At 53.3% G+C, this 14,176-nt stretch carries 10 protein-coding genes and 1 pseudogene; 2 read left to right on the forward strand and 9 right to left on the reverse strand.

The genetic code is table 11. The features are described from left to right. The 5 genes and pseudogenes from ACLJRE_RS22505 to torC all read right to left on the reverse strand — a co-directional run. Positions 1–77 (reverse strand): annotated as a pseudogene (locus ACLJRE_RS22505) (heme ABC transporter ATP-binding protein CcmA); the annotation flags it as partial. A gap of 5 nt (positions 78–82) precedes the next feature. Continuing rightward, the gene (locus tag ACLJRE_RS22510) at positions 83–1,483 is read right to left on the reverse strand and encodes a cytochrome-c peroxidase (protein WP_000724469.1); all 1,401 of its coding nucleotides are present in this window, start codon (positions 1,481–1,483) and stop codon (positions 83–85) included. A gap of 189 nt (positions 1,484–1,672) precedes the next feature. Continuing rightward, the gene (gene torD, locus ACLJRE_RS22515) at positions 1,673–2,305 is read right to left on the reverse strand and encodes a molecular chaperone TorD (RefSeq protein WP_000595421.1); all 633 of its coding nucleotides are present in this window, start codon (positions 2,303–2,305) and stop codon (positions 1,673–1,675) included. Next, on the reverse strand, positions 2,298–4,850 hold the full coding sequence (gene torA / locus ACLJRE_RS22520; protein WP_023212292.1) for a trimethylamine-N-oxide reductase TorA: 2,553 nt from the start codon (positions 4,848–4,850) through the stop codon (positions 2,298–2,300). The genes torD and torA overlap by 8 nt, the downstream gene beginning before the upstream one ends. Then, positions 4,840–6,024 (reverse strand): pentaheme c-type cytochrome TorC, encoded by a 1,185-nt coding sequence (gene torC / locus ACLJRE_RS22525; RefSeq protein ID WP_001230254.1) that lies wholly within the window; start codon positions 6,022–6,024, stop codon positions 4,840–4,842. Before torC ends, torA begins: the two co-directional genes overlap by 11 nt. A 129-nt stretch (positions 6,025–6,153) precedes the next feature. On the opposite strand from torC, the gene torR reads away from it, so the two are divergent. Continuing rightward, entirely contained in the window at positions 6,154–6,846 is a 693-nt protein-coding gene (gene torR / locus ACLJRE_RS22530; protein ID WP_001562512.1) for a two-component system response regulator TorR, read from the forward strand. Here the strand turns inward: torR and torT are convergent. Beyond that, entirely contained in the window at positions 6,819–7,859 is a 1,041-nt protein-coding gene (gene torT / locus ACLJRE_RS22535; RefSeq protein ID WP_023212294.1) for a TMAO reductase system periplasmic protein TorT, read from the reverse strand. The genes torR and torT overlap by 28 nt on opposite strands. Positions 7,860–7,938: 79 nt before the next feature. On the opposite strand from torT, the gene torS reads away from it, so the two are divergent. Next, positions 7,939–10,674 carry a TMAO reductase system sensor histidine kinase/response regulator TorS gene (gene torS, locus ACLJRE_RS22540; protein ID WP_023212295.1) on the forward strand — a complete coding sequence of 912 codons (2,736 nt, stop codon included), beginning with the start codon at positions 7,939–7,941 and terminating at the stop codon, positions 10,672–10,674. A gap of 104 nt (positions 10,675–10,778) precedes the next feature. On the opposite strand, the gene ACLJRE_RS22545 is transcribed toward torS, so the two are convergent. Genes ACLJRE_RS22545 through ACLJRE_RS22555 form a run of 3 tightly spaced genes read right to left on the reverse strand, consistent with a single transcriptional unit; the run spans position 10,779 to position 14,061 of the window. Next, positions 10,779–11,906 carry a DUF4056 domain-containing protein gene (locus ACLJRE_RS22545; protein ID WP_001258176.1) on the reverse strand — a complete coding sequence of 376 codons (1,128 nt, stop codon included), beginning with the start codon at positions 11,904–11,906 and terminating at the stop codon, positions 10,779–10,781. Further along, a complete protein-coding gene (locus ACLJRE_RS22550) occupies positions 11,903–13,042 on the reverse strand; it encodes a BamA/TamA family outer membrane protein (RefSeq protein ID WP_023212296.1) in 1,140 nt (379 codons plus the stop codon). Before ACLJRE_RS22550 ends, ACLJRE_RS22545 begins: the two co-directional genes overlap by 4 nt. Beyond that, entirely contained in the window at positions 13,039–14,061 is a 1,023-nt protein-coding gene (locus ACLJRE_RS22555; RefSeq protein ID WP_001528257.1) for a hypothetical protein, read from the reverse strand. Before ACLJRE_RS22555 ends, ACLJRE_RS22550 begins: the two co-directional genes overlap by 4 nt. Between the last annotated feature and the right edge of the window lie 115 nt (positions 14,062–14,176).

The raw sequence follows: 14,176 nt of genomic DNA on the forward strand, positions 1-14,176 counted from the left end.
GCGTCCACGGTGAACGACAGCCCGCGAAACAGCGTCCTCTCGTCCCGCTCGCAGTACAGATCTCTGGCTTCAAGCATCATTGTCATTGCGCATATTCAGGTTGATATGGCGTATAAACACCGGTCAGGCTTTCCAGGAAGGCGACGATATCGTCAATATCGTTTTGCGGCAGATCGGTGCCAACCTGGTAACGCAGCATCAGTTTTACCGCGCCATCCAGCGTCGGTACGTCGCCCCGATGGAAATAAGGCGCTGTTAACGCGACGTTGCGTAAGCCCGGGACTTTTTGCCGTAATTTATCGCGAACCTCTTTGGTGACGTTCATACGACCAATATCCGCTGCGGTAATTTCGCCAAAATTAAAGTCTCGCTTTAATCCCAATGGTTCAAAAGAGCGCCCGCCTAAAATGATACCGCCGTGACAGGTTGCACATTTATTTTCTTTAAATAATTGATAACCGTGTTTCTGTTGCGCAGTCAGCGCATTTTCATCTCCACGTAGCCATTTATCAAAGGCGGAATCCGGCGTTATCAACGTTTTTTCAAATTCGGCGATCGCATCAGTAATATTTTCCCCGGTAAATCCTTGCGGATAAACCGCCTGGAAATCTTTTTTCAGGACAGGATCTTTATCAAGCTTGCTAATAATTTCATCCCAGGATTTAGAAGCCATTTCAATAGGATTTAACGGCGGTCCGCCTGCTTGCTCCTGCAGGGTTGCAGCACGACCATCCCAAAATTGTTCGATATTAAATACGGAGTTGAATACCGTCGGCGCATTTATTGGTCCTACCGCACCGCCAACGCCAATTGAGGTTTTTCTGCCATCGACACCGCCCGCATTTAACGCGTGACAATGCGCACAGGATATTGTGCTGTCGCCGGATAAACGTTCATCATGATAAAGACGGAAACCTAAGTCGACTTTTTTCGCATCGACGGGAATATTGCGCGGAATAGGCTGAACGGGTTCATTCCGGTGCGCGGCGTCGGTATCGGCGCTGGCATAGTTGCGTTCACGTTGATCGGCTATCCAGTTCAGGATGTCAGTACGCTCTTTATCGCTGACGCCCCCCGCCCAGTGCAGCGCGACATAGCGGGTTGGCGGCATAGTCTGATGTTGCATAACCCATTCAATTTTATTCAGTTCGCTTTGCGGCACCGGCGTATCCGCAATCAGGGCGGCCCGTACCGCCTCCAGGTTAAACGATTTGTAGCCGAGCTGGATATCGTAATCCATTAGCTGCTTTGCCACCGGAAAAGAGGAATAAAAAGGTAATTCAGCGGAAGGCGTATGACAATAATCACATCCTTTCTCCCTGAAATAACCCAGTATTTTATTATTTTCACCCACAACCGAGGCCTGCACATCGCTTTTTTTACTGCGCTGTTTGTCGTAATACCATACATACCCGGACAAACCTAAATAACATAACAGCCCAACGGTGATAACCGTTGTCGCATAGAGGGTAATTTTTTTCATATCACTATCCTTATGGGGTATTGCGGCATGATTAATTAAATTTTATTTTTTTACTCATGAGGCCCGTCAATACTAAATACAAACCCATCATGGATATTGATTGGTATCAATAATTACAATTGGCTAAACCTATAGATATGATAACCCCCGACTATCGTAATATTTATTTTGCGATGCCCGTCACAGGGTTTATTCAGCCGCAACAATGGATAAATCCTCTTTTCCGTCATCAAAACGAACGATAGCCAACAATAATTGACTTAACGCAGCATAAAAGCCATATGGATCATGCTTAAGGCAATTATTTGTAAATTCCGGAAGCCATTCCAGTAATGACGACAATGTTTTCTGGCGTAATTTATTCATTCTCCGTTGTTGGAACGATTCACCCAATGAAAAATGTAAATGGCTGAGTAATTCCAGATAAATCGCCAGGTGGTCGGTCGGCTCTTTAAAATCGTCGTTGACTTCCATCCCGGCTTCAAGCAATAAATGTTTAATCATGCCGGGTTCCTGCTGCGGGTATTGCGAGGCGTAGGGCAACGCCGATTTTTTATCCGTCATCAGGAACAATCCGCAAAAATCTGCGGCCAGCTCCAGCTGCGCATCCTGGCGCAGGCTAAGCGCGGCAATTTTTTGTTCGAGTAACGCCACCGACGCCGCCAGCGCAGGCTGACGCTTTAACAGCGCCAGCCAGTCCGCGATCTCCGCGGACTGTAATTGTATTAACCCTTCATCATCCACTTCCCGGAAAAAGAGTAACGCCAGCCATGCATATACGCAGGCGTACTGTTCCTGAGCAAGCGCTGGCTGCTTAATCATGCGGATTCCCCTGCGATGCGGGTACATATTCACACTGCGCGACCATCTCGACCGGACCGTTAAACGCCGTGACGTTATTAATAGGGCCGGTATATTTTTCAATTTCCACCAGCGTCGTATGCGCGCTGGTCGCCTGCGCGAGCTGTGATGTACCGATATCCAGCGTTAATACGTTAGGGTTGCCGTACTTACACAACGCATTGATGTCGCCGCCTTTATCAGGATCGTACCAGGCGCCTTCATGAATTCGCGCCACGCCCGGCGCATAGCGATCGGAAACTACCGCCCCCGCCAGTACCTGCCCGCGTGCATTGAATACCCGCACGATGTCACCGTTGCGGATCCCGCGCGCGCTGGCATCCTGTGGGTTAATAAAGACCGGCTCCTTGCCGCCAACGGCATATTGCTGACGCAGCGCTTCCGACTCGCACAGTTGGGAATGCAGACGGAAATCAGGGTGGACGGATTGTAAGTGCAGCGGCCAGCGCTGCGATCCCGGCCCGCCATGCGAGCGTTCGATTTTTTCGAACCACATGGGATGGCCCTGACAATCGTCGTATTGCATGTCGGCGATCGTTTTGGAGTAAATCTCGATCAAACCGCTTGGCGTGCCCAACGGCTCCAGGTCCGGATCTTCACGGAAAGCCTGATGGCGCACAAACATCTGCGGATGATCAAACTCGATGTACTCCTGTTGATTCCAGAACACCTCGAAAGTCGGTAAGTGGATACCGCGACCTTTTCCCTGCTGGCTCCCTTCCTGCCAGATGCGTTTCAGCCAGCCCATTTCATCGAGACCTTCCGTGAATGCCGCTTCACGGTTAAAGCGTCGGCAGAGATCGCGGAAAATATCAAAGTCGTTACGCGCTTCAAACTGCGGCGACACCACCTGTTTCATGGCGATAATGCCGCGGTTAGAGTGGTTGCCGAACTGATCGAGGTCGTTACGCTCAAATTGGGTGGTAGCCGGCAAAACGATATCCGCAAAACGGCAGGTCGACGTCCACTGGTTATCAATAGCGATGACCGTTTCCAGCTTGCGCCACCCTTCAATTATGCGGTTAATTTGTTGGTGTCGGTGGAACGGATTGGTCCCGGCGAACACGCACATCTTCAGCGGCGGTAATTTAACCGATTTGCCGTTCCAGTTAATGACCTTGCCCGGTTCAAGAATGGCATCCATAAAACGCGCAATAGGAATGGTGCTGCTGTAGCCTTTGTAATCCGTGCTGTCGTGTACTGGCGGAACGGTCGTCGAACCGGAAAAGCCGCTTAAAATGATCCCTTTACGACCAGGCGTCCCGGCGCCGTTGTAGTGCCAGCCAAAACCAAAGCCGCCGCCCGGTAAACCAATCTGTCCCAGCATTGCCGCCAGCACGACGACCATCCATGACCACTGTTCGCCATGCTGCATACGTTGTACGCACCAGCCAGCGATGATTTGCGTTCTGTCGCCCGCCATCTGCCGCGCCAACGCGCGGATGGTGTCGGCGTCAATACCGCACAGTTTTTCCGCCCAGGCGGCATCTTTGGGCTGTCCATCTTTTTCGCCCAGCAAATAGGGGAGGAACTGGTCAAAACCGACGCAGTAGTTATCGAGGAAATTTTTATCGTACAGTTTCTCACTGTACAGGGTATGCGCCAGCGCCAGTTGTAACGGGACATCCGTCTGCGGGTTAATGGCGATATGTTTGACCTTATCGCGCCCCAGATAATCGTGCGTGGAGGTAACAACCGGGTCGATGCTGATGACCGAGATAGCACCGCTGGCAACCTTCTCTTTTAATTGTTCATAGTACTGATAGACATCGTGATCCGGGCACCACCAGTTTGCCTGCTGGTTTTTCACCATATCAGAACCCCATAGCACAATCGTTTTACTGTTCTGTAAAACCAGAGGCCATGACGTTTGCTGCTCGTACACTTCCATTGAACCCACCACGCGCGGCAGAATCACCTGCGCCGCGCCGGTCGAATAGTCCCCTCCCGTGCTAACGCTATTGCCATGTAGCGCAATCGCGCGCGCCAGCATCCCGGAGGCGTTATGGAACATGCCGGTAGATTGCCAGCCGCTCGCCGTCAGTAACGCGCTCGGCCCGTAGGTTTTTTGCACCCGCTCCAGTTCCTGATAGAACAGATCCAGCGCTTCATCCCAGGAGACGCGCACAAAACGATTATCGCCGCGCTGCGAGGTGTCGCTTTGATGACCTTTGCGCATCCAGTCGACGCGCACCATCGGATAGCGAATACGCGCCGCGTTGTGGACGTGATCGGGCAGACCAGCGATCATTTTGGACGGGTATTTATCCTGTTCAAACGGTTTTGCCGCCACAAATCGACCGTCAACCACCGTGGCGCGAATCGCCCCCCAGTGAGAACCGGTAAGGATACCCTCTTTCGTCGCGGCGCCTGGCGCAACGGCATCCGCCGCGCGGGCGCTACGGGGCGTCAGCAGTGACGGCCCCAGCATTCCTGCCACCGTCAAACCGCCAAGCTGCGCCAGAAAACGTCGACGAGAGACGTGTAACGAGTCCTTATTTTTCATTGTGTTCTCCCTTATCGCTGTGCGGCGTGTTGGTGGTATCAGACGCATTCATCTGGAGATATTTCAACAAGGTACGTTCTTCACGCTTATCCAGACTGGTGAAACCGATCATGCCGTTGAGCGTGCCGATCCAGCCGTTAGCGTCAAAGTGCGCTTTGTCCGGCGCGCCGTGACACTGATTACAGGTGCCGTTATAGAGGGAGTCGGCATAGGCCCAAATCGGTTTAATGTCATTTACCATGTCGCCTTTTTGCATCCACGCAGTTGCCTGTAATTTGCTCCACTGAGTATTGGTCGCCGCGACGGTGGTCTCTTCCAGCGTTTTCACATGCTGTTGCACATCGCCGCGAATCGAGGCGACAAAAATACGTTTACCGGGCAGCTGCGTCAGTACGCGCTGACGACCGTCCGTCTCCGTCCAGCCTTCGATTTGCACTTGCAGCCAGTCACCGTCCCGTTTAAGGACTTTCACTTCAGAAGCAGGCAACAGCGAACCTGCCGGTTCTTTATCACCTTTAGCGGCGTAAATCGGCTTGATATCCAGCGAATAGAGCGTATCGCCGTCATTATGCGTACTGGCGCTGGCGCGCAGTTCATCAAACTGTTTGCGGAAACCGCTGCTCATATCCGGTAGCTGGTGGGCAATCCCTTTATGACAGTCGATGCAGGACTGATTTTCTTTCGCGGCGATTTTCATTTGCCGCGCCGCTTCCGGGTTCTGTTTCGCGTGATCCATCGCATCGTAGTTATGGCAGGAACGACAGGTCGCGGAGTTATTCTCTTTCATGCGCGCCCATTCACGCTCGGCAAGTTCGGCGCGTTTGGCTTCAAATTTTTCTGGGGTATCAATCGAGTGGGCAATAAATGTCTGGTAAAGATCGTTGCTGGCTTCCAGCTTACGTTTCACCATGCCTGGAATATCAGGGGGGATATGGCAATCGTGGCATTCCGCGCGTACGCCGGAAGCATTCTGGAAATGTACGGACTGTTTATATTCCTGATACACCGGCTGCATACTATGGCAGCTGACGCAAAACTCTGTCGTACTGGTCAGTTTGATACCGACGTGAGGTAACACGATCAGCGCAACGCCGATCACAATCCCGACAATGACCAGCGCCAGTATCGACCAACGGGCGCTTGGCCTGAGTAGCGCTCTCCAGAGTTTTCGCATAATAGCCCCTGTAATTATATGGTTTAATGCGCAGATCTTATTCCGCAAATATGAACAGCGTCACTGGTCAGGATGAACGGGATACGGCAATATATGAACAGATATGAACAGAAAGAGACCGCGCGCAGGATGTCACATCACATTGTTATTGTTGAGGATGAACCTGTTACTCAGGCCAGATTACAGGCCTATTTTGAGCAGGAGGGGTATCGCGTTTCGGTGACCGACAGCGGCGCGGGCCTGCGCGACATTATGGAGCATGAGCACGTTTCGCTGATCCTGCTGGATATCAACCTCCCCGATGAAAACGGGTTGATGCTGACCAGGGCGCTACGCGAACGTTCCACGGTGGGCATTATTCTGGTGACGGGGCGTTGCGACCAAATAGACCGCATCGTCGGACTGGAGATGGGCGCGGACGACTACGTCACCAAGCCGCTGGAACTGCGCGAGCTGGTAGTACGGGTGAAAAATCTTTTGTGGCGCATCGATCTGGCCCGCCCCACGCCGCAAAATGCCAGTGAAAACTGCTATATGTTTTCCGGTTACTGCCTGAACGTGATGAATCATACGCTGGAGCACAATGGTGAAGCCATTAAGCTTACGCGCGCGGAGTACGAGTTACTGCTGGCCTTTGTGACCAACCCAGGCAAAGTGCTGCATCGTGAACGCCTGCTGCGAATGCTTTCCGCCCGCCGCGTAGAGACTCCGGATCTCCGCACGATTGATGTCCTGGTTCGCCGCTTACGTCATAAAATTACGCCGGAACTGCTGGTCACACAGCATGGCGAAGGCTACTTTTTAGCCTCGGAGGTGTATTGATACAGATAGACGGGCCGAAATCCCGGAGGCGATAGCGAACGGCGAACGCGCGCGCTGTCAGCGTTGTTATGCGTCAAAATAAGCACCGGCGGGCTGATATTTTCAGGCACCGGTTGCCCCTGTAAGACCTTAATCGACTGCGTTATCGCTAATTCTCCCTGCCAGGCCATCTGATCGCTGAGCGCCATCAAGATATGGCCGCGTTTTAAACCGCGATAAACCTGATGCGTCAGATAAAATGAGACGATCGTGAGCGGAGTCGTCAAATTTCGCCCTTCGCCCATCGCCGCCTCCGCCGCTATCGCCGACCCGGCGACCACATTGGCGTCCGGATGGCGCTCCAGCATTTCCTGGAGTAAGTTTCGCTGCACTTCAATGTCGTTATCGCCCCAGGCGATATCCACAATGTTGATGGCGCTGCCTTTAATTGCCTGACGAAAACCCGCCACCATCTCCTGACTGCCGCCGGCTTCTTCCGGCCCCGGGAAGAGTAAAACGTTAAGCGCTTTTCCTTTGTTCCACTGCACCAGAAAACGTCCCGGCAGATACCCCATCTGAAACCACGGCAGACCAACGCGGGTTGCGACACTGGCATCGTGAATCATGTTCACCAGTTCAATAACCGGCACATTACCGGCAAACCGTTCCAGCTCCGGGAAACGATCGGTACTGCTGCCAAGCAGAATAGCGTCGGCACCCCACTCCCGGCACTGCACCATTTGCTGTTGTTGCGTCGCCAGTTGCCGATAGCCATTCGCTTCCAGCACTTTTAAATCAACGCCATACAATTTGGCCGCTTTTTGCATCCCGTAGTTGACGGACAACCAGTAAGAATCTTTCAGGCTGGGGTATAATGCGCACAGTTTCCAGGGTTTACTCGCATTGACTGACGTTTGCCGCCAGGGAATCGCCCGATCGGCGCGCGTCCAGTGTAGCAGTCCGGTTTCGGCTGACGCCGTTTCTACATTCGAGACGATGATTATCAAAAAAAAGAACGAAATAAGCGCGCGCATGATAGCCCCACCAGCAACAAGGTTTTATCCTAATGGTTTTTCCGGCGGCAACTCAACCCATTTCACCCGCGGCGCATAAATGTCAACGCCTTCACTGACCCGCAGATTATGGCTGGCCTTCGCCCTGATGGCGGCACTCACCCTGCTCAGCACCGTGATCGGCTGGATAAGCCTGCGCGTCATTAGTCAGGTGGAGCAAACCAATACGCAAGCGTTGCTCCCCACGATGAATATGGCCAGGCAGTTAAGCGAAGCCAGCGCTTACGAGCTCTTTTCCGCGCAAAATCTGACCAATGCCGACAGTGAGGGCGTTTGGCTGGCGCAGGGGAAGATGCTGAAAGCGCAAAGCCTTAAAATTAACCATCTTTTGCAGGCATTAAGCGAGCAGGGATTTAATACCTCGGCCATCGCCCGGCAAGAAAAAGAGATTGCGCAAACGCTTGGGCAACAGGGAACACTGGTCGGTGAAATTCTCACGCTGCGCGCACAGCAACAGCAGTTAAGCCGCCAGATTGCGGAGGCGGCGGAAAGCATTGCCGCCCAAGCTCACGGTCAGGCCAATAATGCAGCGACATCTGCGGGTGCCACCCAGGCCGGTATTTACGATCTTATCGAAAGCGGTAAAGGGGATCAGGCTGAACGCGCGCTTGACCGACTGATTGATATCGACCTTGAGTATGTGAATCAGATGAATGAGTTGCGGGTCAATGCCCTGCGGTTTAAGCAGCTCATTGTGACCTTAAAAGACGCGCAAGGGCTGAGCGATGCCGAGGACACCGATGAAAAACTTAATCAGTTGGTTAAAATTTTATCCCGCCGCCAGCAGCGTATAGAAGATCCTACCGTTCGCGCCCAAATCGCCGACGCGCTGGAGAAAATAAACCAGTACACCACACTAGTTACCCTGTTTCGTAAGGAAAATGCCATCCGCGACCAGCTTCAAACGCTTATGGCCAATAACCTCTTTCAGTTTACCCGCTTCAGTACGGAAGTGTCGCAGTTGGTGAACGCCATCGAAAAACGAAACGAGGCTGGGTTAGCGCGCCTTACACACGCCAGTCAGCGTGGGCAAATAGGGTTAGTGATCTTAGGTATCCTGGCGCTGTGCTCATTAAGTTTTATCCTTTGGCGAGTGGTTTACCGTTCCGTATCCCGCCCGCTGGCGCAACAAACGCAGGCCTTACAGCGGCTACTGGAGGGCGATATTGACTCACCGTTTCCGGAGGCGGCTGGCGTCAGCGAACTGGATACCATCAGCCGTCTGATGGAAGCGTTTCGTGCCAACGTGCGCAAATTAAACCGCCATCGTGAGGATTTGGCGGAACAGGTGCGATCGCAAACGGCGGAGCTTCATGCGCTGGTGCTGGAACACCGGCAGGCGCGCGCCGAAGCGGAAAAGGCCAACGAGGCGAAATCGACGTTCCTTGCCGCCATGAGCCATGAAATTCGCACGCCGCTTTACGGCATTCTCGGTACGGTACAATTGCTGGCCGATAAACCGCTCATGGCAAACTACCGCGACGACTTACAGGCCATTAATGATTCAGGCGAATCGCTACTGGCGATTCTTAACGATATTCTTGATTACTCGGCGATTGAAGTAGGCGGCACCAACGTTTCTATTAGCGAGGAACCGTTTGAACCGCGACAATTGTTGAATAGCGCGCTGCATTTAATGCACAGCCGCGTGCAGGTGGCGCTCATCGCCGACTTTAGCGAGCAACTCCCCTCCACGCTACAAGGCGATCCACGCCGGATACGTCAAATTGTGATTAATCTTTTAAGTAATGCGGCGAAATTTACCGATCGCGGCAGCATAGTGCTACGCACGTTTTGCGACGATCAGAGCTGGTTTATTGAGGTTGAAGATACCGGATGCGGTATTCCTGAAGCGAAGCTGACGGCTATTTTCAAACCGTTTGTGCAGGCGACAGGACGCCGGGGCGGGACGGGCCTGGGGCTGGCTATCAGCGCCAGCCTGGCAGAGGCGATGGGCGGGACGCTAACCGTCACCAGTACGCTTCATGTTGGCAGTTGTTTTCGCTTACAACTGCCGGTTCGCCACCCCAAACCCGCAAGCAAAAATGCGTTCAGGGAACCGATAAATCTTAACGGACTACGCCTGTTGCTGATTGAAGATAATATGCTGACGCAGCGTATTACCGCTGAAATGCTCACGGGTAAAGGGGTGAAGGTCTCAGTAGCTGAAAGCGCGAATGACGCGCTACGCTCTTTAGCTGAAGGCGAGTCCTTTGATGTGGCGCTGGTGGATTTTGATTTACCGGATTATGACGGCTTAACCCTGGCGCAGCAGTTGATGAGTCAGTATCCCGCCATGAAACGCATTGGTTTTAGCGCGCATGTGATAGACGATAATCTTCGTCAGCGTACCGCCGGTCTTTTTTGCGGGATTATTCAAAAGCCCGTTCCCCGCGAGGAGCTTTACCGCATGATAGCGCACTATTTACAGGGCAAATCTCACAACGCGCGGGCGATGCTGAATGAACATCAGCTTGCCGGCGATATGGCGTCTGTCGGCCCGGAAAAGCTCCGGCAATGGGTCGCCTTATTCAAAGACAGCGCGCTGCCTTTAGTCGAGGAGATCGAGGCGGCGCGCGCCATGAATGACGACGTTAACATTAAGCGGCTGGCGCATAAATTAAAAAGCGGCTGCGCCAGCCTGGGGATGACGCAGGCAACCGAAGCCTGTCGGGAGCTGGAATTGCAACCGCTTAGCGATATAGATATTAAAACTATCGTGACGCAGGGAGTGACGGCACTCGACGCATGGATAGCCGATCATCCTTCGCCATAATAGCTTCCGGCTCGCCAAACGACGCGTTTCACATCGCCAGTGATCAGGACATAAAACAGTACGCCGAGGGTATAAGAGGGAAATAGCCTACGGCTACTGCCTGTTTAATGATTCTGTGTTTTTTCGTCCTGTAGCCGTGCCTGCTCCGCCAGGGCGGCAAAATCTTTTTCGCTGTAATAGTGCGCGGGAGGCGGTAGCTGCGCCATATCCTCGCTGGGCCACAATTGTAGTTGCGCCAGCGTGCTAAGCTGGATACCGCGCCAGCAATGGGGCAAGCTCAGCGGCAATAGCGGCATTATCTCGCCAGGAATAGCGGTCGGCAGGCGGTCATCGCCCATCTGATAATTACGATGCAGCACCAGATATTTTTCCGGTACCCGCCGCTGGCTGTTCCACCAACGGCCATCAAGCATATCAAACTGAAAACGGGTGATCTGCGCCGGCTGCGCTGCCAGCTGCGTCAGCGCTTGCCGCAGCGCGGTTTCCATCGCCGTGTTGTACATCTCTTGCGTTTTCGTCTGGCCGCCGACAATTAAAGACGCCGCCAGACGGGCACCCGCGAGGTTAGAATAGAGATCTTCCGGCGAAAAGGCCGATACTCCCTCAGAAAATCCGCGAACAGACTCGAAACCGTACCATTGGGCGATTTCGTGCCACTCCGCCACCTGGAACGCCAGATGCGCCGACAGCCAGGCGGCCAGCGTGTAACGCTCGCGTGCATCGACCGGAGGGGTAAAAGCAGTAAAAACCAGACGCCGTTCGGCCAGCTCCTCGCCCAGATTCAGCGTAAAAGCCTGCCCCAGCTTTGGTAGTAGTTGGCTGAAGATATACACTGTCATATCAGCGGTATCCCGCACATGTGCGGTGTCGATGAATCCGCCACGCAAGGTATACACAATACCGTTATTCTCACCGCTAAGGCCAATCAGGTTTGCCACGCCCGAGTACAGATGGTCGTTGTACTGATGATGCCCCAGCGAGTCCACCGTCACGACGTTATTTAACTGATAGAACGGAACCGGCAGTCCCAGCAGCTCGGCATGCAGGTCGTAACCAAAAGCACAACACGGCCGCAACCCCTTTGGCAGCGGCTGCGGCGGCATCGTCGGCCAGGCTTCACTGGCAGCAGGCGTTGGGTGAGTGGACAGATAGAGCGTCAGTGGTAAGGCGGCGCGGGCGCTCCCCGCCAGAAACAGCAGCGCCAGAAAGATAACCCGAACGACGGACCTCAAAATGCTTCTCCTACCTGAAAATAAAAACCGCTGCTAGCTTTGCCCACGCCGTAATCCAGCCGCACGTTGACGCGCGGCTTGAACTCAAAGCGATAGCCCACGCCCGCAGAAGGCAGCCATCGCCCGTCATCCAGATGGTGCAAAGACGATCCCATGGTGCCCGCGCCCACCCAACCGACAACGCCATGCCGCCAGCTCAGCTTATGGCGATATTCCAGCTGACCGCTGATAGCATTTTTATCGCGATAGCGCCCTTCATAATAGCCGCGCATACGATGGTTACTGCCCAGCAGCGGCAGCATATTCCACGGCACATCACCCTGAGTAAAGGCGCCGTCCGTTTCCCAGGCCAGCACATCTTTATCATTGAGGGCATAGTAACGACTATAGTGCAGTTGGTATTCATCAAACCGCGTATCGCTACCGACGTCCGGTGCGAAGTGGGTATAGCGAAGGGTGGCATACTGCCCTTTGCGTGGGTTAGGTATAAAATCACGATCATCCCAGCTAATCTCAACGCTACCGCCGTTACTCAGTGAAGAACAGCCCTGCGCTGTACTTTGAATTTTGGGCGGATCGGTCTCATCAATTTGCGCGGCGTGCTGTACATCCAGCGTCCAGCCAACGCCAAGATAGATATTGTTAACAAGCCGACGATACAGCATGGGTTGCAGATCCAGCACCTGCGCAGTATAGGCCTGCTTATGGCTGTCTTTATCACCAGCGGCAAAACCCTGTCCCCAATAGTAAGTGGGCGTGTCGCTCAATGCGCCAGTGAGGAAGAAACGCCAGCGATCTTGCGCGAAAAAAGCGTAATTTTGCAGGCTTACGCCAAAAGCGCCTGTGGAGCTGAAATAGCTGTTCAGCGACAGCGTGGATACCTGGCTAACCTTATCGGCAGGATCGGGGCGATACATACCGACGATAGCGGTGCCGATGCCCAGCCCCAGTTCAGGGGTATAAAATGGCCCGGGCATTACTCCCCAGTTGACGCCTTTGGCGGCATCGTAAGTATCGCTATCCCCCATTTGTTGTAGCCAGCCGTCCACCTGACTGCGGCTGGGCAGCGACGCCTGCGCCACGCCGGACAGCACACCGACGACGCAAAGCAACAGTCGGTAATGGCAGCGATTCAAAAGCGGTACTCACCGGCCACAAAGAAGCTATTGCGCTCGGCAAAGCCAAACTCGGTGGTAACGTTGAAATGGCGGGTTATTTCATACTGAGCGCCCAGCAGCATGTTCCACGGTGATTGTAGATGCTGTTTGACGTCAAAGCGGCCGTTATTGTTATAGTTAGCCATACTCACCAGCCTTTGTAGCGTCGCTGACGGCATGGTCAGGTCGTCGAGGCTGCCTTTAAACTCCTGCTGCACATCCTGATACATGCTGCCGACCCAGACGTTTAGCTTGCCCGACGGCAGATGCATCTTATCTATACCCGGGGTGGTAAAACGGTAACCAACGCGAGGTGAGACGGTAAAGGCGTCGATGCTGCCATCAAGAATATCGAACTGTGTCTGGGTGTAGTTAGCATCAACAGCGGTAAACCAGTTACCTACGCCGCCGACCAGCGTGGTGCCGATGCCATAGGTAGTGCCTTTAAAGTCGAGTTTAAATTTGAGGTTTTGCAGATCGGCGGGATGAAAAACGTGGCCATTTTTCGTCATCAACCCAACACCAATTTGCGAAACGGAATGACCATCGGTATAGCCCACCAGGCCGTACACATTCATAAATGGCAGCAGCCAGGCATCCAGCTTGACCGTTTCGGTCTTGCTCTTTTCACGGGTATGACCGACGTTAATTTTAAATGCGTTATCTAATGGAATTCCCCCGTTGGGACCTAAAGCCAGGCCATTAAAGTTGATGCTATCAACGTTAATATTCTGCCCAATATTCATGTAGTTAATATTGAGGCCAAATGGCTCGGGAAGCTCATAGCCACGCTTTCGGGCTTCATCACCCAGAAAAGGCAACACTGATGTACTGGCAGGCTTTGCCACCGGCGTTGTCGCGACTGGCGGTGTGGCAGCAGATGGGACGTCATCCTGATAGCTATAAACAAGCGACAGGTTCGCCGGGGGGCTGGTAGCCGCCCAGGTAGAAAAAGCCATAGCGGGCAGCGCCAACAGCAAAAGGGAGCGTTTTTTCATAATGATGAAGCGTTTATTCTGGCGAGAAGCGCCGCCGGATCGAAAGGAGGAAGGAGAATATAGTAATCGTCGCCTGGTGGGCGGGATTTCTGTGCGAATTAATCTTTTGAAATAA

This window comes from Salmonella sp. SAL04157, assembly GCF_046551635.1.
In the GTDB taxonomy this organism is placed as follows: domain Bacteria; phylum Pseudomonadota; class Gammaproteobacteria; order Enterobacterales; family Enterobacteriaceae; genus Salmonella; species Salmonella enterica.